The sequence below is a fragment of the Emticicia soli genome (assembly GCF_037860775.1).
GTDB lineage: Bacteria > Bacteroidota > Bacteroidia > Cytophagales > Spirosomataceae > Emticicia > Emticicia soli.
The window spans coordinates 169960-195669 of record NZ_JBBEWC010000001.1 but is presented as its reverse complement, the minus strand read 5'-3'; the positions used below and the strand labels follow the sequence as shown (position 1 = coordinate 195669).

Genomic DNA, 25710 nt, shown 5'->3' with positions numbered 1-25710 from the left:
TTGCGAACTTATTTTTAAAATGCGTGATTTAGTATTACGAAAACGGGATTTTTCTCGTTAATTAAGTACTAAAATCACACAATACCATTACCTATGCAAAAATACACCGTTACAGCAGCCTTAATTTATGCCAATGGCCCAATTCACATTGGTCATTTGGCTGGTTGTTATATTCCTGCTGATATTTATGTGCGTTATCTTCGCTCAACAGGTGCCGATGTAGCATTCATCAGCGGTACCGACGAGCATGGCGTACCTATTACTGTTAAAGCCAGAAAAGAAGGCAAAACACCTCAGCAAGTAGTAGATTTTTATTACGAGCAAATCAAGAAATCGTTTGCCGATTTCGGTATCTCGTTTGATATTTATTCACGTACATCAAACCAGACGCATCATAAACTTTCGCAAGAGATTTTCACAACTATGTACAATAAAGGGTACTTTGATGAAGAAACAAGCGAGCAGTATTACGATGAAGTGGCGCAACAATTTCTGGCCGATAGATATATTGCCGGAGAGTGCCCTGTATGTGCGAATCCGAATGCTTATGGCGACCAGTGCGAACGTTGTGGCTCTACGCTTTCACCAACCGAATTGAAGAACCCACACTCTACGTTGTCAGGCTCGAAGCCGGTAATGAAACCAACCAAAAACTGGTATCTGCCGCTTGACCGTATGCAGCCTGAGATTGAAAAATATGTAAGCAGCCACAAAGAGTGGAAAACCAACGTTGCTGGTCAGTGTCAATCTTGGCTGAAAGAGGGCTTGAAACCTCGTGCCATGACTCGTGACCTTGATTGGGGTATTAAAGTGCCATTACCTGATACTGATGGTAAAGTACTTTATGTGTGGTTTGATGCGCCTATTGGCTATATTACTTTTACCAAAGAATGGGCCGACCAGAATGGTAAAAACTGGGAAGATTACTGGAAAAACAAAGATACCAAACTGGTACATTTTATAGGTAAAGACAATATCGTTTTTCATTGTATTATTTTTCCTGCTATGTTAATGGCAGAAGGAAGTTATATTCTGGCTGACAATGTGCCTGCCAATGAGTTTATGAACCTTGAAGGAGATAAAATTTCTACGTCAAGAAACTGGGCTGTTTGGTTGCACGAATATTTAGAAGAATTCCCGGGCAAAGAAGATGTATTGCGTTATGTCCTATCGGCTAATGCTCCTGAAACCAAAGACAGCGAGTTTACATGGAAAGACTACCAAACCCGTAATAATAGCGAGTTAGTAGGTGTTTTCGGAAACTTTGTTAACCGTGCCTTGGTGTTGACTCATAAAAACTTTAATGGAGTTGTACCTGCAAAAGGAACGCTAGGTGAGATTGATACAAAAGTTTTAGAAGACCTAAAAACTCTCCCAAAACAAATAGGCGATGCAATTACTAATTACAAATTCCGTGAGGCTTTAACTTTAGTGATGGATTTAGCTCGTTTAGGAAATAAGTATCTGGCAGAAACTGAACCTTGGAAAGAGAAAGACCCTGAAAGAGTAGGAACTATCATGAACATTGCTGTGCAGATAACTGCAAGTTTGGCAATTGTTAGTGAGCCTTTCTTACCTTTTACGGCTGCTAGAATATTTGAAATGCTGAATCTTGACCCTCAGACTTGGGACAGAGCAGGTGAAATAGATCTATTGTCAGCGGGTCATAAATTAAATCCAACTGAGCTATTGTTTACAAAAATTGAAGATAGTGTAGTTGAAAAACAAGTGCAGAAATTGCTAGATACAAAAAAGATGAATGAACTAGAAGCGAAAAAGAAAGAAGACGAAACAAAAGCAGTACCTGAATTAAAAGCTAGCATTCAATACGATGATTTTGCGAAGCTGGATATTCGTGTGGGCACTATTTTAGAGGCAGAAAAAGTAGCTAAAAGTGATAAACTATTGAAGTTTCTGATTGATGATGGTATTCAGAAAAGAACGATTCTGAGTGGTATTGCTAAGTACTTTACACCTGAAGAAATGATAGGTAAACAAGTAACTTTCTTAGCCAACCTGGCACCAAGAAAAATGATGGGCGTAGAATCGAACGGTATGATTCTGATGGCAGAAAACCGAGACGGTAGTCTGGCACTCTTACAACCACATAAAGAAGTTTGGAATGGTGGGCCGGTGAGTTAATGTAAAGCGGGAAGGGATTCAAAACCTTCCCGCTTTTGTTTAATACCAATAGACTTAAATTTCGTTATATTTGTAAAAGGAAATTTAAAAAATTGTATCATGAACCTGAATCGTATCACCTTTGACCAAAATATTATGGGCGGTAAACCCTGTATTCGTGGAATGCGAATAACAGTAGGAACAATTGTAGGTTTAATAGCTGCCGGACACTCTTATGATGAAATCTTAAAGGCTTATCCTTATTTAGAAACCGAAGACTTGCGTCAAGCACTTTCTTATGCGGCATGGAGAGCAGAAGAGATTGATATTCCCGTTGTATTTTCATGAGAATATTAATTGACATGAATTTATCGCCCATTTGGGCTCAGTATCTGCAAGAACTTGGAATTGAAGCCATTCATTGGATAAATGTAGGCAATGCAAATGACCCCGATAAAATCATATTTGATTATGCTTCTGCTAATAACTATATCGTATTTACCAATGATTTAGATTTTGGCACCATACTAGCAGCTACAAATGCAAATGCTCCGAGTGTATTTCAACTAAAAAGTCAAGATTTACTTCCCAAATCTATAGGAGAAATGGTTATAAACTGTCTTAACCAATATGAAAACTACCTTAAAGAGGGGAGTTTAATAACCTTTGATACCAATAAGGTTAGGGTTAGAATCCTCCCTCTAAAATAATATAGTTACACACCCGGTTTGACAAAAGGCATTTTTCTAACTAAGGCCTTCAACAATTTATCTCTTACTTTAATAAACACTTCTGTTCCGGCTTTTGAAAATTCCGTTGGTACGTATCCCATTGCAATACCTTTCTGCAAAGTTGGCGACATAGTGCCAGAAGTTATCTCACCTAATTTATTACCCTCAGCATCACAGATTTCGTAATGCGAACGAGGAATACCTCTGTCAATCATTTCGATACCTACCAGTTTACGTTTCAAGCCATTAGCTTTTTGTGCTTGCAGATTAGCTGAATTAATAAAGTTCTTGTTAAACTTGGTCACCCAACCTAAACCAGCCTCTAGCGGCGAGGTAGTGTCAGTAATATCATTGCCATATAAGCAATAGCCCATTTCAAGGCGTAGGGTATCTCTCGCACCAAGGCCGATAGGTTTAATGTCAAACTCAGCACCCGCTTCAAATATAGCATTCCATAATTGCTCGGCGTGTTGGTTATCAACATACACTTCAAATCCACCTGCACCTGTATAACCCGTTGCCGAAACCAATACCGGCTCAATTCCGGCTACTTTGCCTGATTTGAAAGTATAATAATCCATAGATGCTAAATCTATGTCGGTTAATTTCTGTAAAGTCGGAAGCGCCTTAGGACCCTGGATAGCAAACAAACAGGTAGTATCAGATAAATTCTTCATAGGCACATTATCTGTGTTATGGCTCTGAATCCAATCCCAGTCTTTTTCGATATTAGAGGCATTCACAACCAGATAATACCATTCGTCGGTTAATTTATACACCAACAAATCATCTACTGCACCGCCTTGTTTATTGGGCAAATAGCTATATTGTACTTTACCATCGAACAAGGTAGAAGCATCATTGGCTGATACTCTTTGAATAAGGTCAAGGGCTTTGGGGCCGGTCAACATAAACTCGCCCATGTGAGATACATCAAACACACCAACACCATTGCGCACGCAATTGTGCTCTTCAATATCAGATGAATAACGCACAGGCATAAGGAAGCCTGCAAATGGTACCATTTTTCCGCCGATTTTCTCGTGTAAATCACTTAAAGGGATTTTCTTTATATCTGTTGATTCCATGTATTGTTGTTATGATAAGTTCTGGCACAAAAATAGGCAAAATATCGGTTTATAACCCGCTGGAATAAAAAAAGTAGAATCACGTTGCTATGATTCTACTTTTATATCTGTCAAAACCCTGTTGTTTTAATTAGGATTCTGGTTATTAAATTGCTCAGTAATTACTTTACGCAATGCCTGATGCGGGCGTAGCCCGTTGTTGCGATACACTTTTGGCGTTTTATCTGAGTTAGAATCCTGCGCATTACGCATTTGTCTGACAGAGGCAGTTCTAAACTCTTCATACTCATCGTCAGTCATTTCTCCACGGTTTGCGCCACCTTTGGCAACACCATCATTAAATGAGTTAATTCTGCGGTCTTGGTCTGCCATACGAGCATGCTCAAGCATAGCCAGAATTTCGGCTGAAATCGTTTTCTTTTCTTCTTTTAGCTCAGCTAGGCTTGGTAGATTTGCCAAATCGTTTTCTACAATGTTTCTTTGTGCCGTTTGCTCAGCCAAAACTTTTTCGGCTGCTTTCAGCTCTTCGGTGAGTTTAACGTTTTTCTTACGTAAGCGTCTGATAGCCGGCCCCGACTGCAACCATCTATACCAATAAGCCTGCATAACCGGAAGTGCAATACCTAAACAAATAGCCCCTGCAATAGCAAACAGGATACCACTCAAAACAAACGACATCAAAGCCCACGGGCTATTTACTAAATCAATATTTAGTTTGTCGTAAGCTTTTAATTGCTCGTCCATCTTCTGAATAAGTGCTTGGTTATCTGTAGGCTGTGCTACCGATGGGTCTAAAGGTGTGCTATCTAATTGCAAAGCCTTTATTTGTTTATTTATACCCTCTTTCAGCTTATCTGTTTTGTAGGCTTCATAACGAAACCAGCCTAAAACTAGCATGGTACCAATAGAGAACACTAATAAAAAGCCCTGAAAAACACCATAGACTTTCTTGGTTTTAGCGTTATAATCGGTCAAGTATGGTTGTTCAACCAAGCGCTCATAAGCAGGTTTTAATAAAATAGACAACATAGCCAAACCAATAGCAAAAGCCCATGCTTCAAAACTATTGCGTATGTTAAGGGCATACGCCACAATTTCGTGAGAAATAATCAAATCACCTGATACAAATGCTATACCTGCCAACAAGTAGAGAATACCAGCAAAAAGTGAGTAAGGTGATTCTGATTTTTTACGTTTTCCATCCAAAAAATCGATTCTTTCGGTGTTGGTATCAATTTCTTTCTGAATATAACCTATGTGCTGTGTTTGGGTATTTACAGCCAGTGTATGCTCCTGTAGTTTATCGTAAGCTGTCTTTTGAATTTCTTTGCTAGTCTTGATAGTTTCATCTATTTCAGCTATTTCGTCACGTTTTTCAGCAATACGGTCTTGTAACCACTCATAGCTTACATGGCTCGACAAGAAACTTTCGTAGGTTTCTTTATTTACATTCTCAATACCGGTGATATAGCCATGCTGATAATCGCCGTTATAATAATTTTCATTTTCTTTTTCCATGCTCTAATATTTTCGTTTTGTACTGTGGTAAACAATACTTTACTATTCTAAAATCTTTTTGATTTGTTTGTTTGTCAGTTTTTCACGGTAGCTTCTTGCCAGATTAAACTCACTTTCAAACAATTTTATCATCATATCACGTTTTTCGTTCAGGCGTTTCAATTCTGCCTCAGGTGCTTTTAGCTCATCAATTATTTGCCATTTTTGCACCCTTTGCTGATCAATCTCGTTTTTTAGTTGATTCAGTTCTACTTCCCAGCCATCGGCTTTGCGTACTTTGTCTTTTTCGAGGCGTCGGTTGCTCAACCATAAGCCCATATCGTTTTTGGTAACAGTCAGGTTGCTAAGCAACAGTTTACCTGCAAACAAAAACAAGAAGAATGTGAAAAATAAGAGTGCCAGCGAACGTGCAACAGATTGGTGCTCAAGTGCCTGTACAAATACAAAAACCGAAGCAGCCAAAGGCATACCTACTTCTTCTAGCATATTCCTCCATGAAACAGGTGTATCTTTTTCATGAAACAAAGATTTCGGATTAAACAAGTTAAACATACCGGCCAGCAAAATACCCACTGCAATAAACAAATGGTTTTGCGGAAAATTCGGCTGAATAGATTCATCAATCAGGTAGTAATTACCCACACACATAGCCAACGATAACAAAAGACCAACAATAGTACGAGGCAAGTAATGCGTTGCAGCCTCACGGTTTTCAAGCACAAGGGCTTTTTCTTTCAGCTCGTTAATACGAGTTTCTTTTTGCTCAATAAAGAGATTCAACTCACCTATTTTCTCTGAAAGATACTCAACTGTTTTTTCCAGATTAGCTGTTTTATGTGAAAAATAGTTGCGTATAGCTGCTATTTTCTCTTCTGCTTTCGATTCGGACAAACCAAAAATTACGCCTTCATCTCTTAGGGCATCTTCATTTTCTAACCAAAAAGGCGTCAAAGGGGCTTCTGTAGGCTGAACAGGTACTTCTGTTGCAGGAGCGTCGGGCGTACTTACTTCATTCTGAGCTTCGTTTACTACAGCAGGTGCCTCGTAATTGGGAACATCTGAAGGTATTTCAGAACGAAACCAGTTTTTTAAACGATCGAGGAAAGACATGGGTTAATTGGTGTTTTAATCATCTCCCCAATTTTATATGGGATAATAGCTTTTGTAGGAAATGAAATTGTATTTAATAGTGAAAAACACAATATGGCTCACGGTATAACAAATATTATCCGTTATAATTGCCATTATAACTCTAAATTCAGAAAAATATTTTGATTTTCTTTAAATAATTGTGAAGAGAGGCTTCTGCAAGGGCTATACGGTTGTTTTTTCTTGCTTTTGTCCTATTTCAATAAGTATTTTTGGCTGCAAATAAATAAACTGATTAATGAAGTAATGCGATAGAAAAATATTGGAGAAAAAGCCTTGTTTTAGCACACGAAATCAGTTAAAAAGATTGTTTGTCAAAGGTTTTTTGTAGGTTTGTTGCTAAATACCGTTATTGGTTTTTAAAAAGCATTTGTATGTTACTTAACATTCTTTATAACCTATCAATTTATTTGTACGTTTCTTTACTCAGGCTTATTGCTCCCTTCAACAAGAAGGCAAAACTTTGGGTAGAAGGCAGAAATAATATATTCAGTAAGTTAAAATCAGATACTGAACGCCGACAGCTAAGGTCGAGAAATACCAAAGTAGCTTGGTTTCACTGCGCTTCTCTAGGGGAGTTTGAACAAGGCCGCCCCGTAATAGAAGCTTTTCGCAAACAATATCCTGATTACAAAATCATATTGACATTCTTTTCGCCTTCAGGTTACGAAATTCGCAAAAACTATTCGGGTGCCGAATATATCTATTATCTTCCGGCTGATACACCCGAAAATGCACAAAAATTTGTAGAAATAGTAGCACCAAATATTGCCTTCTTTGTAAAATATGAATTCTGGAAAAACTACTTGACCGAACTCAACAAATACAGGATTCCGATTATTTCTTTTTCTGCTATTTTCAGACCCGACCAAGCTTTTTTTAAGTTTTACGGAGGTTTCTATCGTAAACTATTGCATCAGTTTAATCATATTCTGGTGCAGAACGAAAGTTCACTGGAATTGCTACAAACCATTGATATTGACAACGCAACTTTAGCGGGCGATACCCGTTTCGACCGTGTTAAACAGATTGTTGATAACAAAAAGGATATTCCGGTAGTAAAAACATTTAAAGACGGGCATCAGGTATTTATTATAGGCTCAGCATGGCAAACTGATATGGATGTGCTGATACCTATGATGAACGCCTTGAAAGATGATACGAAATTTATTGTAGCCCCGCACGAAATTCATGATGCAGAAATAGCCATCTGGCGAAAAGAATTATCAGCGAAATCGGTGTTGTTTTCTGATACTGACGAGGTGAAAGATTTAGCTTCTTACGATGTGCTGTTTATTGATAATATCGGAATGTTATCGTCTCTTTACCAATACGCCGACTATGCCTTTATTGGTGGTTCTTTTGGCAAAGGCTTACATAATATTCTGGAAGCGGCTACTTTCGGAATGCCTATCTTTTTCGGCAATAAAGCCTACCATAAATTTCAGGAGGCTACCGATTTGATAGAATTAGGAGGGGCTTTTCCGGTTGAAAATATGGAAGACCTGAAAGTGAAATATCAAGCTATGAAAGCTGATGAAAAGCAAAGAGCTAAAGCCGCTAAAATATGTCAGAAATACGTAGAAAATAATGTAGGAGCTACGCAAAAAATAATGACAGTTGTAGAAAGCATAATAAAGAAGTAGTTTATTATGCTTTCTATGTTCTCTCTAGTTCTTCACTATTAAATAAACCCCTATTACAGTTACTATTCCGCCAATAATGCGCCACACGCTGATTGGGTGTATTTTGAAACCCAATAAACCAAAGTGGTCGAGGGTCATGGCTGTAATTAACTGGCCTGCTACGATAAGTGCCAGCATATTGGCCGAGCCAACTCGCTGAATACTCAATATAACGGTAGTTACAAAAAAAGCACCCAAAAGCCCACCTGTCCATTTCCACCATGCTATCGATTTAAGCGAAGCCAGCGACGGAAAAGGCTCTTTGAAAAGCGGTGTTATGAGTAATAAACTTATCAAGCCAATCGAAAAAGAAAAAATAGCCGTATAGATTGGGTTATTGATAGATTTGCGAAGCTCGGCATTCACACCTGATTGAATGCTGTTGGCTACCCCGCAAAGTATGGCAAAGAAGTAAAAAATGATATTCATTAATGATTATTTGATTCTTCTATCTTAAAGAATTACTTTCTCAAGCATTTGTATATATAACTGAATGCCTTCTACTATTTCTTCCAGATAAATATACTCATCGGCGGTATGCGAACGTGCTGAATCACCAGGACCCATTTTTAGAGATGGGCAATCTAACAAAGCTTGGTCAGAAGTAGTCGGTGAGCCATAAGTAGTACGCCCCATCGATATACCCGCCTGTACAATCGGGTGTTCCATTGGAATACTCGATGGTTTCAAGCGAATCGAACGCGGAATTACCTCACTACCGATATTCTTTCTTACGGTTTCAATAATTTCTTCTAAAGTGTATTGCTCTGTTACCCTAATATCAACAGTAAACTTACAGGTATCTGGCACTACATTGTGTTGCGTTCCGGCGCCGATGATAGTAACCGTCATTTTAATTGGCCCAAGATTCTCTGATACTTTAGGGAATTGATGAGTCTGAAACCAGTTAATATCTTGTATTGCTTTATAAATAGCGTTTTCGCCTTCGTTTCTTGCTGCATGCCCCGATTTACCATGTGCAATACAATCTAATACTAACAGCCCTTTTTCGGCTACTGCCAGATGCATCTGCGTAGGCTCGCCTACAATGGCAAACGAAATTTCGGGTAATTCCGGTGCTACCATTTCCAATCCCTCACGTCCTGAAATCTCTTCTTCGGCCGTAGCAGCCATAATCACATTATAAGTTAAATCGTCACGGTAGTAGAAATAACAAAAAGTGGCAATCAATGAAACCAAGCAACCGCCAGCATCATTGCTGCCTAAACCATACAACTTGCCATCTTTTAGCAAAGGGTTAAATGGGTTAAGTGTCCACGACGGGTTAGGTTTTACCGTATCATGGTGAGAATTGAGCAATACAGTAGGTTTGCTGGCATCAAAGTATTTGTTTCTTGCCCATATATTGTTTTTCTTTCTGCGGTACGGAATATTTCTTGCCCGAAAAAATTCTTCAATAATAGCGGCTGTTTCATCTTCCTGCTTACTAAAAGATTCGGTCTGGATTAAATCTTTCAGTAACTCAATCGCATCGTTTGTCAGTGTCTCAACCAGATTGGAATTTTGAATCATATATCTCTATAATAATATTAGTACTGCAAAGTTAAAGAATAATTTGTGTTCCGCTTTGCCCTTGCGCTACGGCTTGCTGTAATTCGTCTGCATGGCAGATAATTACTTTCGAAACACCCTTCTGTAGCGCAGCAAAAGCATTATCTAATTTCGGAATCATGCCCGCATTAATCGCACCTGAAGCCTTATAATCGGCATAGCTGGCAGGTGTAAGTGTCGGAATCACCGAATCATTATCTTCAGGGTCTGAAAGTACACCTTTTTTCTCAAAACAATAAATCAGATTTACATCAAAATGGCTTGACATTGCCACAGCCACCGACGATGCCTGTGTATCGGCATTGGTATTAAGTATATTGCCGTCTTTATCAAACGTAAGCGGGGCAAAAACCGGAGTCAAATCATTATCTATAAAATTCTTGATAATGGCATCGTTCACTTTCTCAACATCACCCACATAACCATAGTCAATCTCTCGTACAGGGCGTTTTTTAGCCAATATCACACCAGCATCGGCACCTGTAAGCCCAATGGCATTACAACCTAAAGCTTGTAGCTGTGCCACTACCTGTTTATTTACCAAGCCGCCATATACCATTGTTACTACTTCAAGCATTGGCAGGTCGGTAATACGTCGGCCGTCTACCATTTTGGTTTCTACATCAAGTTTAACGGCTATTTTGGTAGCTATTTTGCCACCACCATGAATCAGGATTTTGGCATCTGATAGCGCTGAGAAGTCGTTTAGGAATTGAGCTAAGGCACGAGGATTGTCGATGACATTCCCACCGATTTTTATAATGTTAAGTTTTTGCTTCATTTAATGGTTATATTTGCCGCTTTCTGTAGTACAACACAGATAGCTGAATTAATCTCCAAAATTACACATGAAATTAGAAACTCTAAGCATTCATACCGGAAATCATGGCGAACCTACTACCGGAGCCGTAATTCCACCCATTATTCTTTCTTCTACTTTTGAACGTGCCCAAGACGGAAGCTTTGTAGAAGGCCGAGATATTTATGCAAGGGCATCGAATCCTAACCGACGAATGCTTGAAGAAAAACTTGCGGCACTAGAGGGCGGAACTGACGCCATCGCTTTTTCGTCAGGGCAAGCCGCAACCATGAGTGTTTTTCATGCTTTAGGAGCTAATAGCCATGTAATTTTACCAGACGATATTTATTATGGTACCCGATACATGATAGAAAGCCTCTACGGGCATTGGGGCATGACCTGCACACCTGTTGATATGACAGACATTAATCAGGTAAAAAAAGCCATAAAGAAAAATACAAAACTTATCTGGATAGAAACGCCTTCGAACCCGAGTTTGAAAATAACCGATATTCAGGCAGTGGTAAAACTGGCTAATGCTAAAAATATACTTACAGGCTGCGATAACACTTGGGCAACGCCTTATTTTACTAAACCTTTTGATTTTGGCGTTGATATTATCATGCACTCTACTACCAAATATTTTGGAGGGCATTCTGATATTATCAGTGGCTGTATAGTGCTTAACAATACGCTGCCGCAGGAGTTAAAAGCAAGAATAAGAAATTTCCAGACTACCGGAGGCGTAATCCCATCGCCGTTTGATTGTTGGTTATTATTCCGTAGCCTCGCAACCTTTGCTGTCAGAATGCCTGTACATGCACAGAATGCCATGAAACTGGCTACTTTTTTAGAGAATTACCCTCAGATAGAAAAAGTAAATTATCCGGGCTTAAAATCGAACGAGTACCACAAAGTAGCTAAAAAGCAGATGCAGAACGGTTTCGGAGGTATGATGTCTATTGTGGTAAAAGGTGGGCAAGAGGCGGCACTAAAACTAACGTCACACTTAAAGTTGGTGAAACACGCCACAAGTTTAGGTGGTGTAGAAACTTTAATAGAACATCGGAAGTCGGCTGAGGGTGCACATTCGGTAAGTCCTGATAATCTTTTGAGGATTTCGGTAGGTATCGAAAACATCGAAGATTTGATAGCTGATTTCAGTCAGGCATTGGCACAATTGTAATGTCCATTAAATAAAATAACCCAATATGGGTTAAATAAAACTCGAACCAATTCGTTTAATTCGCAGTTTACATTTTTATAATATTGGATTAATTGTTGATAAGACACTATACTTTAACTAAACGGATTTCTATTTCAAACTAAAAACTAGACAATGAAAAAAATACTTTTTGCAGTTTTTTTATTCCCTTTTTTCCTTCAAACTAACGCACAAGACCTAAAAACTAAACCTAACTGGCAAAATCTTGATTTCGAGAAAGACGGTATTCGGGGTATGAGTGTTGAGCGTGCTTATCAGGAATTATTGAAAGGCCGCACTTCAAAACCGGTAGTGGTAGCAGTAATTGACGGCGGTACAGATACAAACCACGAAGACCTGAAAGATAAAATATGGGTAAACGCCAAAGAAATAGCAGGTAATGGCAAAGATGATGATAAAAACGGATTCATTGATGACATAAATGGCTGGGATTTTCTGGGGGGTAAAGACGGGCAGGACGTAAACCACGAGCAGGTTGAGATTACCCGTATGCTAAAACAACTGAAAGATAAATTCGGCGATAAACCATCTAAGAAACTGATTCGTAAAAATCAGGCTGAATATGAGTTGTATGGTAAATTACAAAAAGAGTACGAAGAAAAACGCTCAGAGTCAGAGCAGTATGCACCTTTTTATGCGCAGTTGTATAAAAACTACTTAGAGTCAGAAGCCGTATTGAAAAACTACCTGAAAGTAGAAACGCTTACTAAAGAAAACATTACAGGCATAGACGAAAACAACGCCGACCGCACAGTAAGAGCTGCAAAACGTACGTTAGAGAAATTTATAGAATTAGGGGCTTCTGGTAACGATATTAAAGAAGCCGTAGAACACTACGAAGGTCAGTTAAAATATAATTACAACCTTGATTATAATCCACGTACAGTAGTTGGTGACAAACCAGATAAATTGCAATATGGTGAGTATGGCAACAACGAAGTATTAGGCCCTGACGGAATGCACGGCACGCACGTTGCCGGTATTATTGGTGCTAACCGTAACAATAATATAGGAATTATGGGTGTATGCGATAACGTGCAACTAATGGTAGTACGTACTGTACCTGATGGTGACGAAAGAGATAAAGATGTAGCAAATGCGATTCGTTATGCTGCTGATAATGGTGCACAAATCATAAACATGAGTTTTGGGAAACCGTATTCACCAGAGAAAAAATGGGTAGATGATGCCGTGAAATATGCACAATCGAAAGGAGTATTGTTGGTAGCTGCGGCAGGTAACGACAACCTTGATATTGACGTAGATGTACATTACCCAACAGCTAATTATGAAAATGGACAAAAAGCCGAAAACTGGATTACAGTAGGGGCGTTATCATGGAAGAGTGAGCCAAATTCAGTAGCTGAGTTCAGTAACTATGGCAAGAAAAACGTTGATGTATTTGCACCGGGTGTTGATATTTACTCAACCGTGCCGGGTTCTAAATACGAAGAGAAAAGCGGAACAAGTATGGCTGCTCCGGCTACTACAGGTGTTGCTGCCTTATTGAAATCTTATTTCCCTGAGTTGACAGCTGCGCAAATCAAAAAAATCATTTTAGATTCATCGGTAAAACTACCTGAGTTAAGAGTAAATAAACCGGGCTCTAAAGAGATTGTGAAGTTTGAAGATTTGTCGTTGACAGGTGGTATGGTAAATGCTTATAATGCTGTGAAAATGGCATTGGAGATGTCGAAATGATAATAACAAATGTTGAATAAATGTTCGAATCCGCAGTAGAAGCTACTGCGGATTTTTCATTTTATAAAAGATGCAAAGGGTTATTGATGATTCGCTCTGTGTAAAAAACAGATTATTACTAATATATTTTTAATTGTAAAAAAGAAGCCGAAGTTTTCACTTCGGCTTTCTTAATTTATATAAAAACAGAGACAGGATTAATTCTTTCCACTAGTTTGTACGCCTGAAGGCTGATTCTTTTTTGCTTGCTGCATAGGATTAGGCCCCGCTTGGAAACTTCTTTGTTTGAATGCCTGAAACTTGCTTGGCTTCTCAGGTTCACGAGGGAATGAGTTATTAGCTGTATCAATATCGGCAATCTCATAGAATGGGTCAAGTGTAAACTTTGTTACTCTTTTGGTGGTAGGAAGTGTCTTCTTGATTTCCTGGTCATTCAAACGCCAGATTTCGGCCGGTATTCTTACAATCTCATTCGTGCCATCTTCATAATCTAGTTTTATGATAACAGGCATTGGTAAACCACCTTTATTTTTGATTTTCAATACATAGAAGTTTTTACCTTCTTCAAGCATTTTGCGCTCATCGTCAGACAAACTCGCTTTGTATTGTTCTGATTTCTGTTGGTCAGCCGCCGTAACAGCAAACTTATCATAAGAGTTGTAGAAATCTCTCATAGTTGAGTCAGCTTCTACTACTGTTTGCTTAATGTCTGTTTTGTTACGGATATTGCTCATCGTTTCACGCTTTGCTTCAAAATCAGCTCTATCGGCCGCTTTTTTGGCAACAGGGTCTTGGGTATCAATAGCATACCATTCTACTTCTGCCAGGTCTTGGTCAACTGGCTCAACGCCGTAGAACCAGCCTTTCCAGAACCAGTCAAGGTCAACACCTGAGGCATCTTCCATTGTACGGAAGAAATCGGCAGGTTGAGGCGATTTAAACGCCCAGCGGCGTGCATATTCTTTAAAAGCATAGTCGAACAACTCACGACCCATAATGGTCTCACGGAGCATATTTAAGCCAGTAGCAGGCTTTGCATAAGCATTTGGCCCTAGTGAAATTACGTTGTCAGAGCTGGTCATGATAGGCGATAGTTGCGACTTGTCGGTTTTCATGTAAGGCACAATGTATTGTGGCTCACCCCGGCGAGACGGAAAATTGCGGTCCCACTCTTGTTCGGCCAGATACTGGCAAAAAGTGTTTAAGCCTTCGTCCATCCATGTCCATTGGCGTTCGTCTGTGTTCACAATCATCGGGAAGAAGTTGTGCCCTACTTCATGGATAATTACGCCAATCATACCTGCTTTGGTTTGTTCTGAATAAGTACCATCTGGCTCAGGACGACCACCGTTGAACGAAATCATAGGATATTCCATACCACCACCCGCAGTAGCATGACAAGAAATAGCTACCGGATAAGGGTACTGAATAGTACGGCTACCATAGCTTTTCAAAGTGTGCTCTACTACTCTGGTTGAATATTGTCCCCAAAGTGGATTACCCTCTTTTGAGTAAAAAGACATCGACCATATTTTACGGCCATTGTTATAGACATCGGTTTGCATGGCATCCCAGATAAACTTACGAGACGATGCAAAGGCAAAGTCACGCACGTTGGCGGCTTTGTAAATCCAGGTTTTTTTGCCTGTTGGTTTACCTTTTTCTGCGGCTTCTGCTTCAGCCTGTGTTACTATCAATACAGGCGTTTTTGAGTTTTTAGCTTGTTCCCAACGTTTCAGTTGGGTGTTGCTTAAAACTTTATCGTAGTTCTGGCATTCGCCTGTTGCGCCTACAACGTGGTCGTTTGGTACGGTAATTTCTACTTTATAATCGCCAAATGGCAAAGTAAACTCACCCTGGCCAATAAACTGTTTATGTTGCCAGCCGTTTACATCGTCATATACCGCCATACGAGGGAACCAGTGTGCAATGAAATAATTAAAGTTGCCATCTTTCGGAAAATACTCCAAACCTGCACGGCCGTAATATTCATTAATATTGTAGTTCCAGTCGACACGGAAAGCGTAAGACTGACCTGTTTTCAAAGGAACAGGTACTTCAACACGCATCATAGTATTGTTGATAGTATATACCAAGTCAGCGCCTGTTTTAGCGTCTTTTACTACCGTAATTTTATAACCATACTCTTTATTGCCCGTAATAGTAGCTCTTACAGCACTTGGCGAGTTAATGCCTTGAATAGCGCCGAAAGACATTTGGTTATTTTCAATGCTACCTGTTTTTGTCATGGCATTGATAGAGGTCTTTTCAAACATATTCTGGTCAAGCTGTAACCAGATATAGCGCAATTCATCAGGCGATTTGTTGGTATAAGTAATTACCTCAGTGCCAATAATGCGCTGATTAACATCGTCGAGCTCTACTTTTATATCGTAGTCGGCTTTTTGTTGCCAATAGTCTTTACCCGGTGCGCCTGAGGCTGTACGATAGGTGTTTGGAGTCGGTAACTCGGTACCCATTTGCTCAAAGCGAGTATTGGCATTGTATTGCGTGGTAGCAGGTTGCTGAGCAAACACTGCAAGGCCTGTTAAGAAACAGAGTAGAAAAATGGTGTTTTTCATGAATTATGATGAAGGGCTTAATAATTAACAAATTTAATTAAAAAGGCTAAAAACGCACATTAAAAATGCGTTTTCGTTGGTTTTTGTGCCACAACTAAGTTTATTTCTTACGTATTTTTGGTAAAACAGCAATTACTGCAATTTCAATATTAGCACCACCTGGTAAATTTGCCACCCCGATAGTGGTGCGAGCAGGGTAGTTACCCGTAAAATATTTTCCGTACAAGTCGTTTACCTTAGCAAAATTGTTGATGTCTTTCATGTAGATAGTTGTGTTTACAATGTCTCCCATTTTTGCTCCGGCTGCTTCTACAATTGCTTTGATGTTTTCCATTATCTGTACAGTTTCGGCTTCTACGCCGCCTTCTACTAGTTTTCGGCTTTCGGGGTTTAGTCCTATTTGCCCGGCTACGTAAAGCATGCCGTTCGCTTTTACGCCTTGGCTATAAGGTGCAATGGGTACAGGTGCTTTATCGGTCTTGACAATTTCTTTGTTTTGTCCAAAAGCGAGTGAGGTAGCGAAGGCCAAAAAGCCTGTCAGGAGAAGTTTGTTCATGTGTTTTTGATTTTGTAAATACAATTTTCTAAATTTTGTACTTAAAATCAAAGCTATGAATTCAGAAACTGTTTTTTCTATTGCTAATGCCCTTGTAATGCCCCAATGGCTGCTGATGATATTTGCTCCACATTGGAAGTGGACACAGAAGTTAGCCGATTCATATCTTATTCCACTACTGCTGGCGGCTGTGTATGCATGCTATGTTATTACAAGCGTAGGGAATTTAGATTTTATGTCGTTCAGCACCTTGGCCGGTATCAAGTCCTTATTTGCCAACGACGAAAGTGTGCTGGTAGGCTGGGTACATTATCTCTGTTTCGATTTAGTAGCAGGCACATGGGTATATAAAGATTCACTAAGCCGTGGGCTGAATCGGATACTTGTAGGGCCATGCCTGTTTTTATGCCTTATGATGGGCCCGTTAGGCTTCTTGTTGTATTGGATTCTCAGGAAATTGGCAAAACCAAAAGAGGCATAATATACTAGTTATGCCTCCCTTGTTATATCTCCATTAGCCGTTTCAGGTTATCGCCATAAGTAGAGCCGGTTTCTATTTTTGTGCCTTTACTATCGCGCATTAAAACCAGAAATTTACCATTGAAATACTTCTGTAGTTCTTTAATCAGAAAAGAATTAACAATAGATGCACGGCTTACCCGCACAAAATTATCTGGTAGTTTTTCTTCCAGACTAGAGATTGTATAATTGGTAAGGTATTGCTTCCCATCTACTGTATTCAGAAATACATATTTATCTTCTGCCTCAAAATAGCTGATTTCAGTTAAAGGAATAAACAAGATTCTTTCGCCTGATTTTACCGATATAGAATGGGCTACTTTCTGTTTTTGCGCACTGGCTGACTGCACATCTTCTTTGACTTTAAATTGTTCGAGCAATTGCAGCAAATTAGCATTCAGCGAGCTATCATCTTTCTTATCTTCTAGTTTCTTTAGCTTCTCAATCGTTTTTTCGAGTCTTTCTGTTTCAATCGGTTTCAACAGATAGTCAACAGAGTTTTCCTCAAATGCTCTGATGGCGTATTGGTCGTAGGCAGTTGAAAAAATAACTTTAGGCATATAACTAAGGCTTGCCAGCATTTCAAAACCCGTCATCAGGGGCATTTCAATATCCAGAAATATAAGGTCTGGCTTGTGCGCTTCAATTTTCTCTAAGCCTTCCTGCCCGTTGTGTGCTTCGTCAATAATATTGATAATAGAGCTATAGTGAGATAATAGCCTTTTCAGACGGCTAATGGCCAGAGGTTCGTCATCAATTAATATAGTCTTGAACATAATCGCTGATTTTAAGTAGTATACAAATTTACATGGCTATTTTATCTAAAGTTTCTACCGGAACTTTGATGATTATAGCCTTATGGTCGTTGTTTTCGATTTGTAAGCTGGCCATATTGCCATAAATCAACTGCAATTTATCACTAATACTTCTGAGGCCATACCCGCCGCTTAAATCTTCTTTAAATGCAGGGCCATTATCGTGTATCTCAAAAACTACTAAGTCTTGCTCTCTACTTATTCTTACCTCAATAGTGCCATGCTCTGTAATTTTAGAGATACCGTGTTTAATAGCATTTTCAACGATTGGTTGTAGTAAAAATCGAGGTATTTTAATGTTTTCGAGACCCGGCTCTAAATTGATTAAATATTTCAGCCTATCGCCAAAACGCATTTGTTCAATAGATAGGTAAGACTTTACAATGTCTAGCTCCTCGGCAATGCTATGAGCACTCTGGTCGGAGCGCCCCGTAGTTGCCCTGAATAATTTTGATAATTGAATAGTCATTTCTTCAGCTTTATCTGGGTTATCATGGATCAAGCCTGTGATACTGTTTAACGAATTGTATAAAAAGTGTGGATTAATGCGGGCTTCTAATGCGTTTAGTTGTGCTTTGGTTTTTAGTTTTTCAAGATTCAGTAGTTGGTATTCCTGTTCTGAGATTTTACGGTCGAGGTCTTTAGAGCGTTGCCAGTTATAGAAAATTACGCAAACGGCTATCATCGGAATCAGTAAATATAATAGGCCATGAGCACTTACATTGTTATCATTATTTATCGACATAATTTTCCAGTAGTGGGTCCAATATTTACCGCCGTCGTTTTCTAATAGATATAGTGTTTTCTGAAACAGACGCAAAAACATGAGTGTAAAATAAGTGAACACTATCAGAATGATATATTTCGACCAGTTTCTGACCAGAAATCGTTCGATAAACAGGATAAAAATAACCAAACTGGCAAAACATGAAAAGCCTGTGGTAAGGTTTGCTAAAAAAACGGCCTTATTCTGCTCGGCTTCCAAAGATGTAGGATTAAACAACTCTAAAGAAAAATATAGGATACTGTTTAAACCATAAATAAGGAAAAGGGCAAATAGGAAAGTATAAAACAGAAATCTTGGATTGAGCCTGTTGAGTGCATTTTTAAAGCCTATTCTGAAACTATTACTTCGCTCTTTATAATAAGGCTTCTGTGGTTCTGGAGTGGATGTAGTTGTAGGATTAACAGAAGCCCTGGAGCTAATATCCGGGGCTTTTTCTATATTCAATTGTTCTACCCAGCTATATTGTTTTTTTTTTAGGTCTTTGTCAAACCCAGGATTATATTCAAATTTAGGAACAGAGATACGCACATTACCCCCGAAAGATTTGAGTTTTACACTTGCACCGCCACCATTAATACTGCCCGAAATAAAACCATTTCTTTTAATACCCTGAAAATTGTTTAGGTGAGGGGCGTTTACTTGTACACCATCTGCTTCTAATTGCAATCCTTGGTTCAGGGGTAGTTGTGTTTTTATATTGCCGCCGCTTGATTCGAGCCACAGGTATTCTTCAATAGCTAATGCCTGTACATTGATATTACCACCTTTGGTCGACGCGCTTATGTTACCTCGCATCTGCTCCAGACGAATATTACCGCCAAACGTAAACGTCTTAAATTCGCCAGATATATTAGAGGCTCTTATATTACCGCCATTGGTTTTGGTGTAGAGTTTACCGCTGAAGTTCTCCAGCTTAATATTACCTCCGCTGGTATTACTGTTGAGTTCGCCCTTAGAGTTAAAAATATGAACATTTCCGCCAGAGGTTGAAATATCACCTTTAATATCACAATTACCAATTTTGATGTTTCCTGCCGACGATTTTCCTTGTATTTCGCCATTGGAATTTGCTATTTTTATGTCTCCTACTGATGTGCGAAGCGTTTGTTTACCTACAATGTTGTTCAGATAAATGTCTCCTACTGTTGTTTTGAGCAAAGTATTGATGTTTTTAGGCAAAAAAACACGGAATGATACCTGAAAGAAACTCAGCCAGTCCCATCGCCAGAAACCATTGTTTCGCACAGCAATTCTTAGGGTTTCGTTTTGTTGAGAAATATTTATTAAACCATAGCTTAGGTCTTCTGAACTAATACTTTCTTTTCTGAAAAGATTCATCACCAGGCGCTTCGATGCATAAATCTCAACTCTTATCTCGGCCTCATCGCTGCCTAGAAGCTCTATGTTTCCGTTCACGGTCTCAACATTTACATGCGTGATACCTTCGGCAGCGATGGTTTTTATTTCTGATGGTAAAATGTTCATTGCTCAGTCATTTTATTTTTTTCTACAATCCAGCTCACAATCAATACCTCAAAAACTAAAGTAAACGGAATAATAGAAATGTTTTTTAAAAGTAATAATACAGGCCATTTAGAAGCAAAAGGACTAAGCAATTGGTTTGATTTTAGCCATTCTAAAAAGGCTGTATGGTCTAACAGTATAAATAAACCTATATTGATGATAACCGCTATGAGGGTATAAATTATAAAGTTGACCAGAAGTGCTAGATAATTGCCTGAGAAATTTCGCTTAATATTATCCCAAATGCTGACCCATTTGGCTTTTGTGAGGCGAAAAATTTTGGCTATTGCGCTGAGTCCATTCTGTAAGCTACCTTTGCCAATAATAATAAAAACAGTTAACAAGCGAGCGGTATTGACTCCAATGTCTAATATAATTTGCGTACTTGAAGAGATAGCGCCGCTGCCACCTTCCTGAATAAACCGCCCTATTCCTGCTATTAATCCCAGCCCTAGTATCCAGAAAGCATTTTTTCGGATAAAAGTATCGGTTCGTTGAATAAGGTCGGTATAGCCTATCAATGCATCATTAGGGTTCATTGCAATTAATTTAATTAGTTTGCGACAATAACCAGGTAGTAGCTCTTTCGCCCCAGCTTGGTGCAATGCTCGACGCTGGCTTAAACTTGGCAAACTTTTTCAATGCTTCTTCAAACAAAGGTGCTGCTTTCTTTTTACCACCGCCGTAAGCCTCTGGTGTAAAATAAATACCTTGCGCCTCCAGCATTTTAGCTCTTGGGTTTTCAGGGTTTAGTTTATAGGCATTTTGTAAGCTCATGCCAACAGCACCACCATATTTTTGCCAGCGGTCTTGTGGTGCTACTGCCATGCGTGCACCTGCCAGATATGCCTTCATGACCTCAATCTCATCGTTTTTAGGCTCTAGTTTTTCTGCAGCAGCCAGAAATTTATCTGCTTTATCAAGCAACATATCTTTTTTGTCGGCATCGGTTTCTGCAAAGCTCAGATTTGCTAAACCATAAGCAGCCCAATAACCCGGAAGCCACTCGTTCGGCTCGGCTACGGCAATGCGTTCTAGCTGGCTTACAGCCTGCTTATTATTTTCGGTATTTTCAAACTCATTTAGCAAAGTAATGGCATTTTCCATAGCTGCCACGTAATCGGCTTTCTGGGCAAAAGTTTTTATGAAAATTAAAGATAAAAAGCTGAGAGTTAAAATAATTCGTTTCATTTTTAAAAGGCGTTTAAATGATTAATAATGTCTTGTGCTTGTTTGTTGATTCAAAATTATAGGAGAACCATTCTGTAAAACAGGGTATTCTGACAAAGACCGAATTTGACGGAGTAAAATGGGCTTTTACAGGAGTAAATAGTTTGCTACTTTTACCAAACAATCTTTACCGAGCTTGCCCATGAATCGCATAGACCGCCTGATGGCTATTGTAACCACGCTACAATCAAGAAAATATGTAAGTGCCGAGAGTATTTCTGAGAAATTTGAAATCAGTATCCGTACGGTTTATCGAGACATTAAGGCATTAGGAGAACTTGGGATTCCGGTGAGTTTCGAGAATCAGAAAGGCTATTTTATTGTGCCAGGGTATTTTCTGCCACCGGTTGCATTTAGTATTGAAGAGGCCAATGCGCTGTTGCTCATGGAAAGCGTTACGATGGGCTTTGCCGATAAATCTATCCGAAAACATTATTCTTCTGCCCTTAATAAAGTAAAGTCGGTACTACGAACAAACCAGAAAGAAAAAATAGAGTTTCTGACCGATAATATTAAGCTACAAGTACCCCAGCGTTTTAGCAATGATTTTGAATATTTAAGCACTATTCAGAATGCCATTGTTTCGAAACAGATACTTGATATTGAATACATCAACAACAAAGAAGAAATCAGTAAACGTAGGGTAGAAGCCATAGGTTTGGTGTTTTATGCCTTTAGCTGGCACATGATAGCCTGGTGCCAGATGCGCTCAGAGTATCGTGATTTTAAAGTGTCTCGTATCCGTACTATCAGTGAAACAGGCTTACCTTTCAGCAAAAAAGACCATATCCGATTGAACGATTATCAGCTTCCGGTAGCGTATTAATATGTTCTTTTAAGCACTCTTTTTCGGCCTGAAAATACTGCTCAAAATTTTCTTAAAAATTTTTAAAACTTTCAAAAACCGACTGCCATAGGGTTGTCAGTGGGCTGTGTTTACTTTGTAATGTAAACTAAAACGCAACGCAAAATGACAATCATTCAGCAATTTTCAAGACAATTGGAGCAAGAAGCTCAAACCACACGCAAGATGTTATCTATTGTTCCAGATGATAAATATGACTGGAAACCACACACAAAAAGCATGACCATGAAACGCTTGGTTACACACATTGCCGAGCTGCCATCGTGGATAAAAATGACGCTTACAACCGATGAATTAGACTTTTCTAAAAATCCTTACAAGGTTGAAAACATAACTAATAACGGAGAGCTATTAAATTATTTTGAAAGAATGGTAGAAGAGGGGAAAGAATATCTGAAAGAAGATTATGCTGATTCGCTTTCCGAAAACTGGACACTGCGAGATGGAGAAACTATTTATGATGTAAGTCCTAAAGTTGATGTGCTCCGAATGGCGCTTAGCCAGATTATCCACCACAGAGCACAGCTAGGAGTTTATTTACGCCTGTTAGATATTCCGATTCCGGGTAGTTATGGGCCAAGTGCAGACGAAGGGTTTAAAGCATAATTTTTTCAGAATGGGGCTTTATCGGCCCCATCACATACACAAATATGGAAAAGCTAGATTTAAGTAAACAATACAAAGCCTACTACACAGCTACTACAAAACCTGCTTTGGTAGACATAGAAGCAGCAAAATTTTTGTCTATTGTAGGCAAAGGAGACCCTTCGCACCCTGACTATGGGCTTACTTTACAGGCTTTATACGCTACGGCTTATGGGCTTAAATTTAAGTATAAAGCACAAAATCAGGACTTTGTGGTGGCAAAACTAGAAGGGCTTTGGTGGTATGATGAAGAACAGTACAAAGATGTAACGATGAATAATGCCCCAACACAGATACCCCGAAGTGAATGGCATTATAGAATGTTGATACGCCTGCCAGACTATGTTACAGCAGAGGCTGTAAAAAGCATGACAGAAGAGGTGGTTGCCAAAAAACAGATTGCTCTGGCTCATAATGTAGAACTTTACGAAATGCATGAAGGCAAATGTGTGCAAATGCTCCATGTAGGGCCATTCGATAAAGAACCTGAAAGTCTGACTCAGATTAAGCAATTTACAGATGAACATCAATTACAAAGAAACGGCCTGCATCATGAGATTTATCTCTCTGATTTTAACAAAACAGCACCCGGGAAATTAAGAACCATTTTAAGAGAACCAGTAAAATAGATATACTATATCATGGCAAAAGAATTGAAAAAAACGATTGCGATACACGCATCAAAAACAGATGTATGGGATGCATTGGTTAACCCTGAGAAAATCAAAAAATATTTGTTTGGTACTGAAACCAAAACCGATTGGCAAGTAGGTAGACCTATCGTATTTTCGGGTCAATGGGATGATAAACCATACGAAGACAAAGGAACAGTGTTAGCTTACGAGCCCGAAAAAACTTTGACCTATAATTATTGGAGTAACCTAAGTGGTACGGAAGATATTCCAGAAAACTATGCCAACATTAGCTACACGGTAGAAGAACAAGGCGACACAACCTTATTGACTATTACACAAGACGGCTTTAAAGATGATGCCGCTGTTGAACGCTCAGAAGGAGACTGGAGCGCTGTGTTGGAAGAATTGAAGAAAGTAGCTGAAGGTGCTTAAATATCAGGGGAGAAAATTTCTCCCCTAATCTCATTTACATCCACTAAAACTACTCTGTTTTCAAAACAAAGTCTTCTTTCAATCCTTTTATCTGCAAAAAAGCCATCAAAGCTACCCATAATGCCACTGCTAAAGTAATGGCGTAGCCAATCATTGTAAAGCCAAATAACTGAGCTACTACTACAATCAGGCTATCGGCAACCCAAATAATATCTAAAGCAATAATCCACCGTACCAGTGTTTTGTTAGTAGGTGTCTGGCGTGAAGCATAATAGACCAATAAAGCAAATGCTACCAGAAAAATGCCCGTTGCCATAAAAGGCATACTTTGAGATACGCCAAAGAGTTGAGCTGTAAAAACTGGAAACTCTATTAATAAAAGACCTGTTATGCCTGAACTCAGGGCATTGATAAGCAATACATTTTTTAAGGTTGTCATGTTATATCAATTGTTTAATGATGAAACAAAGGTAGATTTGCGGCATGACTAATGATTGATAATTCACGACAAAATGAAGATACTTGCTTTACACCTGCACCAGATAATAGCATATGCCCAAATGAGGGGAATAGCTCGGCAAGAGCTTGTGAGCTTAATAGAAAATCCGCCTACTGATTTTTTAAGCGAAACAGAAACAGTAAGCCCGATAGATTTTTATAAGGTAATCGATGTATTGATTCAGCAATTAAAAGATGAACAACTTGGAATTCGCCTAGGTAATTTTCTGAATTTAGGTGCTTTAGGGCTTATCTACCGTATATCGCTACAAGCAACAACCATAGAAGAAGCCTTGTATTATCTGCAAATGTACCTCAATGCGACATTCCCGATTGTTGGTATTGAAACAACTATTGATGTTGATGCAGTAAGAATATTATTACATATTGACAATGAGCATATAGAAGCCAATCGTGTTATTCTGGAGAATATTCTTACCATTGTTGCCAAAGAAGTAAATATGATGGTGCAAAATGGGGTTGAAGTTATTAAAACCTCTCCGTTTGTTTCACCAGATTATCCCGATGATTGGCAGGTATCAGAAAACTATTCAGTCTGTTTTACTTCCGGTATTTTAAAAGCAACATTATTAGATAGAAGCAGACAACAATTAGATTTGCTGATACCAGAGTATCTGAAATTGATAGAAGGACTAAAATCAGAGTTGAGTTTTGCCAATAAAGTAAAAATAGCATCGCTGAATCTGGCAAAGCCCGAATTACCCGACCTTGCCAGCGTAGCAGATGCTTTTCATTTGAGCCCTCGTACTTTTCAGCGACGTTTGGTAAGCGAAAACATAACTTTTCGCCAAATCACTGATGATTTGCGAAAGCAAATATCAGGTTTATTGATTCGACATAACCGCTTTTCGGTTACCGATATATCTTATGTATTGGGGTACTCCGAACCAGCCGCTTTTATCCATTCATTCAAAAAATGGTTTGGCGATTCGCCCGAGCGTTTGCGTCAAAAAGCTTTTTGAAAAGCCTTGCACACAATCACTTGACCGGATAGCGGGCGTATATATGGTTT

25 protein-coding genes are annotated in these 25710 nt (G+C 39.0%); 12 read left to right on the top strand and 13 right to left on the bottom strand.

Annotated features, from left to right (window positions below):
- The first annotated feature begins 93 nt into the window (after positions 1 to 93).
- The 3 genes from metG to WAE64_RS00905 all read left to right on the top strand — a co-directional run bounded on the left by metG (position 94) and on the right by WAE64_RS00905 (position 2831).
- Positions 94 to 2142 (top strand): methionine--tRNA ligase, encoded by a 2049-nt coding sequence (gene metG / locus WAE64_RS00915; RefSeq protein ID WP_340233427.1) that lies wholly within the window; start codon positions 94 to 96, stop codon positions 2140 to 2142.
- A gap of 99 nt (positions 2143 to 2241) precedes the next feature.
- Positions 2242 to 2469 (top strand): DUF433 domain-containing protein, encoded by a 228-nt coding sequence (locus WAE64_RS00910; RefSeq protein WP_340233425.1) that lies wholly within the window; start codon positions 2242 to 2244, stop codon positions 2467 to 2469.
- A complete protein-coding gene (locus WAE64_RS00905) occupies positions 2466 to 2831 on the top strand; it encodes a DUF5615 family PIN-like protein (protein ID WP_340233423.1) in 366 nt (121 codons plus the stop codon). Before WAE64_RS00910 ends, WAE64_RS00905 begins: the two co-directional genes overlap by 4 nt.
- A 5-nt stretch (positions 2832 to 2836) precedes the next feature.
- Here the strand turns inward: WAE64_RS00905 and gcvT are convergent, their stop codons facing one another.
- The 3 genes from gcvT to WAE64_RS00890 form a co-directional block, all read right to left on the bottom strand.
- Positions 2837 to 3940, bottom strand: a complete 1104-nt coding sequence (gene gcvT / locus WAE64_RS00900; protein WP_340233421.1) for a glycine cleavage system aminomethyltransferase GcvT — start codon at positions 3938 to 3940, stop codon at positions 2837 to 2839.
- A 126-nt stretch (positions 3941 to 4066) separates the two neighbouring features.
- Positions 4067 to 5458 (bottom strand): hypothetical protein, encoded by a 1392-nt coding sequence (locus tag WAE64_RS00895; RefSeq protein WP_340233419.1) that lies wholly within the window; start codon positions 5456 to 5458, stop codon positions 4067 to 4069.
- A 42-nt stretch (positions 5459 to 5500) separates the two neighbouring features.
- Positions 5501 to 6568, bottom strand: coding sequence for a tripartite tricarboxylate transporter TctB family protein (locus WAE64_RS00890; RefSeq protein ID WP_340233417.1), 1068 nt, complete (start codon positions 6566 to 6568; stop codon positions 5501 to 5503).
- 413 nt (positions 6569 to 6981) lie between these two features.
- Here WAE64_RS00890 and WAE64_RS00885 point away from each other — a divergent pair, with 413 nt between their 5' ends.
- Positions 6982 to 8253, top strand: coding sequence for a 3-deoxy-D-manno-octulosonic acid transferase (locus tag WAE64_RS00885; RefSeq protein WP_340233415.1), 1272 nt, complete (start codon positions 6982 to 6984; stop codon positions 8251 to 8253).
- 24 nt (positions 8254 to 8277) lie between these two features.
- Here WAE64_RS00885 and WAE64_RS00880 read toward each other — a convergent pair whose 3' ends face one another.
- The 3 genes from WAE64_RS00880 to argB are packed head-to-tail and all read right to left on the bottom strand — an operon-like array spanning position 8278 to position 10645.
- Positions 8278 to 8721 (bottom strand): DMT family transporter, encoded by a 444-nt coding sequence (locus WAE64_RS00880; protein ID WP_340233413.1) that lies wholly within the window; start codon positions 8719 to 8721, stop codon positions 8278 to 8280.
- Positions 8722 to 8745: 24 nt separating this feature from the next.
- Positions 8746 to 9825: a M20 family metallo-hydrolase gene (locus WAE64_RS00875; RefSeq protein WP_340233409.1), complete on the bottom strand. Its 1080-nt coding sequence runs from the start codon at positions 9823 to 9825 to the stop codon at positions 8746 to 8748.
- A gap of 31 nt (positions 9826 to 9856) precedes the next feature.
- Complete coding sequence (argB, locus tag WAE64_RS00870) at positions 9857 to 10645, bottom strand: acetylglutamate kinase (protein ID WP_340233406.1); 789 nt, start codon at positions 10643 to 10645, stop codon at positions 9857 to 9859.
- Positions 10646 to 10712: 67 nt separating this feature from the next.
- On the opposite strand from argB, the gene WAE64_RS00865 reads away from it, so the two are divergent.
- Positions 10713 to 11849: a trans-sulfuration enzyme family protein gene (locus WAE64_RS00865; RefSeq protein ID WP_340233404.1), complete on the top strand. Its 1137-nt coding sequence runs from the start codon at positions 10713 to 10715 to the stop codon at positions 11847 to 11849.
- A 153-nt stretch (positions 11850 to 12002) separates the two neighbouring features.
- Positions 12003 to 13589: a S8 family peptidase gene (locus WAE64_RS00860; protein WP_340233397.1), complete on the top strand. Its 1587-nt coding sequence runs from the start codon at positions 12003 to 12005 to the stop codon at positions 13587 to 13589.
- 197 nt (positions 13590 to 13786) lie between these two features.
- Here the strand turns inward: WAE64_RS00860 and WAE64_RS00855 are convergent, their stop codons facing one another.
- Both WAE64_RS00855 and WAE64_RS00850 read right to left on the bottom strand, forming a co-directional pair.
- Complete coding sequence (locus WAE64_RS00855; protein ID WP_340233395.1) at positions 13787 to 16171, bottom strand: M1 family metallopeptidase; 2385 nt, start codon at positions 16169 to 16171, stop codon at positions 13787 to 13789.
- Positions 16172 to 16271: 100 nt separating this feature from the next.
- Positions 16272 to 16727 carry a RidA family protein gene (locus tag WAE64_RS00850; RefSeq protein WP_340233392.1) on the bottom strand — a complete coding sequence of 152 codons (456 nt, stop codon included), beginning with the start codon at positions 16725 to 16727 and terminating at the stop codon, positions 16272 to 16274.
- Positions 16728 to 16782: 55 nt separating this feature from the next.
- Here WAE64_RS00850 and WAE64_RS00845 point away from each other — a divergent pair, with 55 nt between their 5' ends.
- Positions 16783 to 17208 carry an ABA4-like family protein gene (locus tag WAE64_RS00845; RefSeq protein ID WP_340233390.1) on the top strand — a complete coding sequence of 142 codons (426 nt, stop codon included), beginning with the start codon at positions 16783 to 16785 and terminating at the stop codon, positions 17206 to 17208.
- A gap of 22 nt (positions 17209 to 17230) precedes the next feature.
- On the opposite strand, the gene WAE64_RS00840 is transcribed toward WAE64_RS00845, so the two are convergent.
- The 4 genes from WAE64_RS00840 to WAE64_RS00825 are packed head-to-tail and all read right to left on the bottom strand — an operon-like array spanning position 17231 to position 21563.
- Complete coding sequence (locus WAE64_RS00840; RefSeq protein ID WP_340233388.1) at positions 17231 to 18022, bottom strand: LytR/AlgR family response regulator transcription factor; 792 nt, start codon at positions 18020 to 18022, stop codon at positions 17231 to 17233.
- A 28-nt stretch (positions 18023 to 18050) separates the two neighbouring features.
- The gene (locus WAE64_RS00835; RefSeq protein WP_340233386.1) at positions 18051 to 20333 is read right to left on the bottom strand and encodes a histidine kinase; all 2283 of its coding nucleotides are present in this window, start codon (positions 20331 to 20333) and stop codon (positions 18051 to 18053) included.
- On the bottom strand, positions 20330 to 20911 hold the full coding sequence (locus WAE64_RS00830; RefSeq protein ID WP_340233384.1) for a hypothetical protein: 582 nt from the start codon (positions 20909 to 20911) through the stop codon (positions 20330 to 20332). Before WAE64_RS00830 ends, WAE64_RS00835 begins: the two co-directional genes overlap by 4 nt.
- A gap of 10 nt (positions 20912 to 20921) precedes the next feature.
- The gene (locus tag WAE64_RS00825; RefSeq protein WP_340233382.1) at positions 20922 to 21563 is read right to left on the bottom strand and encodes a hypothetical protein; all 642 of its coding nucleotides are present in this window, start codon (positions 21561 to 21563) and stop codon (positions 20922 to 20924) included.
- 181 nt (positions 21564 to 21744) lie between these two features.
- Between WAE64_RS00825 and WAE64_RS00820 the strand changes: the two genes are divergently transcribed.
- From WAE64_RS00820 to WAE64_RS00805, 4 genes are all read left to right on the top strand, one after another.
- The gene (locus tag WAE64_RS00820) at positions 21745 to 22428 is read left to right on the top strand and encodes a helix-turn-helix transcriptional regulator (protein ID WP_340233380.1); all 684 of its coding nucleotides are present in this window, start codon (positions 21745 to 21747) and stop codon (positions 22426 to 22428) included.
- 144 nt (positions 22429 to 22572) lie between these two features.
- Entirely contained in the window at positions 22573 to 23073 is a 501-nt protein-coding gene (locus tag WAE64_RS00815) for a DinB family protein (RefSeq protein ID WP_340233378.1), read from the top strand.
- Positions 23074 to 23117: 44 nt separating this feature from the next.
- Positions 23118 to 23741 (top strand): GyrI-like domain-containing protein, encoded by a 624-nt coding sequence (locus WAE64_RS00810; RefSeq protein ID WP_340233375.1) that lies wholly within the window; start codon positions 23118 to 23120, stop codon positions 23739 to 23741.
- A gap of 12 nt (positions 23742 to 23753) precedes the next feature.
- Complete coding sequence (locus WAE64_RS00805) at positions 23754 to 24179, top strand: SRPBCC domain-containing protein (RefSeq protein WP_340233373.1); 426 nt, start codon at positions 23754 to 23756, stop codon at positions 24177 to 24179.
- 49 nt (positions 24180 to 24228) lie between these two features.
- On the opposite strand, the gene WAE64_RS00800 is transcribed toward WAE64_RS00805, so the two are convergent.
- Positions 24229 to 24618 carry a hypothetical protein gene (locus tag WAE64_RS00800; RefSeq protein WP_340233371.1) on the bottom strand — a complete coding sequence of 130 codons (390 nt, stop codon included), beginning with the start codon at positions 24616 to 24618 and terminating at the stop codon, positions 24229 to 24231.
- Positions 24619 to 24691: 73 nt separating this feature from the next.
- On the opposite strand from WAE64_RS00800, the gene WAE64_RS00795 reads away from it, so the two are divergent.
- Positions 24692 to 25660 carry an AraC family transcriptional regulator gene (locus WAE64_RS00795; RefSeq protein WP_340233368.1) on the top strand — a complete coding sequence of 323 codons (969 nt, stop codon included), beginning with the start codon at positions 24692 to 24694 and terminating at the stop codon, positions 25658 to 25660.
- Positions 25661 to 25710 lie beyond the last annotated feature (50 nt).

Bases quoted from the DNA above. Each gene is read 5' to 3' on its own strand.
- argB (WP_340233406.1), bottom strand. From the start codon at position 10,645: ATGAAGCAAAAACTTAACATTATAAAAATCGGTGGGAATGTCATCGAC.
- WAE64_RS00840 (WP_340233388.1), bottom strand. From the start codon at position 18,022: ATGTTCAAGACTATATTAATTGATGACGAACCTCTGGCCATTAGCCGT.
- WAE64_RS00895 (WP_340233419.1), bottom strand. From the start codon at position 5,458: ATGGAAAAAGAAAATGAAAATTATTATAACGGCGATTATCAGCATGGC.
- WAE64_RS00910 (WP_340233425.1), top strand. From the start codon at position 2,242: ATGAACCTGAATCGTATCACCTTTGACCAAAATATTATGGGCGGTAAA.
- WAE64_RS00855 (WP_340233395.1), bottom strand. From the start codon at position 16,171: ATGAAAAACACCATTTTTCTACTCTGTTTCTTAACAGGCCTTGCAGTG.
- WAE64_RS00795 (WP_340233368.1), top strand. From the start codon at position 24,692: ATGAAGATACTTGCTTTACACCTGCACCAGATAATAGCATATGCCCAA.
- WAE64_RS00880 (WP_340233413.1), bottom strand. From the start codon at position 8,721: ATGAATATCATTTTTTACTTCTTTGCCATACTTTGCGGGGTAGCCAAC.
- gcvT (WP_340233421.1), bottom strand. From the start codon at position 3,940: ATGGAATCAACAGATATAAAGAAAATCCCTTTAAGTGATTTACACGAG.
- WAE64_RS00815 (WP_340233378.1), top strand. From the start codon at position 22,573: ATGACAATCATTCAGCAATTTTCAAGACAATTGGAGCAAGAAGCTCAA.
- WAE64_RS00820 (WP_340233380.1), top strand. From the start codon at position 21,745: ATGAATCGCATAGACCGCCTGATGGCTATTGTAACCACGCTACAATCA.
- metG (WP_340233427.1), top strand. From the start codon at position 94: ATGCAAAAATACACCGTTACAGCAGCCTTAATTTATGCCAATGGCCCA.
- WAE64_RS00875 (WP_340233409.1), bottom strand. From the start codon at position 9,825: ATGATTCAAAATTCCAATCTGGTTGAGACACTGACAAACGATGCGATT.
- WAE64_RS00830 (WP_340233384.1), bottom strand. From the start codon at position 20,911: ATGAACCCTAATGATGCATTGATAGGCTATACCGACCTTATTCAACGA.
- WAE64_RS00825 (WP_340233382.1), bottom strand. From the start codon at position 21,563: ATGAAACGAATTATTTTAACTCTCAGCTTTTTATCTTTAATTTTCATA.
- WAE64_RS00905 (WP_340233423.1), top strand. From the start codon at position 2,466: ATGAGAATATTAATTGACATGAATTTATCGCCCATTTGGGCTCAGTAT.
- WAE64_RS00845 (WP_340233390.1), top strand. From the start codon at position 16,783: ATGAATTCAGAAACTGTTTTTTCTATTGCTAATGCCCTTGTAATGCCC.
- WAE64_RS00805 (WP_340233373.1), top strand. From the start codon at position 23,754: ATGGCAAAAGAATTGAAAAAAACGATTGCGATACACGCATCAAAAACA.
- WAE64_RS00865 (WP_340233404.1), top strand. From the start codon at position 10,713: ATGAAATTAGAAACTCTAAGCATTCATACCGGAAATCATGGCGAACCT.
- WAE64_RS00810 (WP_340233375.1), top strand. From the start codon at position 23,118: ATGGAAAAGCTAGATTTAAGTAAACAATACAAAGCCTACTACACAGCT.
- WAE64_RS00890 (WP_340233417.1), bottom strand. From the start codon at position 6,568: ATGTCTTTCCTCGATCGTTTAAAAAACTGGTTTCGTTCTGAAATACCT.
- WAE64_RS00885 (WP_340233415.1), top strand. From the start codon at position 6,982: ATGTTACTTAACATTCTTTATAACCTATCAATTTATTTGTACGTTTCT.
- WAE64_RS00800 (WP_340233371.1), bottom strand. From the start codon at position 24,618: ATGACAACCTTAAAAAATGTATTGCTTATCAATGCCCTGAGTTCAGGC.
- WAE64_RS00835 (WP_340233386.1), bottom strand. From the start codon at position 20,333: ATGAACATTTTACCATCAGAAATAAAAACCATCGCTGCCGAAGGTATC.
- WAE64_RS00850 (WP_340233392.1), bottom strand. From the start codon at position 16,727: ATGAACAAACTTCTCCTGACAGGCTTTTTGGCCTTCGCTACCTCACTC.
- WAE64_RS00860 (WP_340233397.1), top strand. From the start codon at position 12,003: ATGAAAAAAATACTTTTTGCAGTTTTTTTATTCCCTTTTTTCCTTCAA.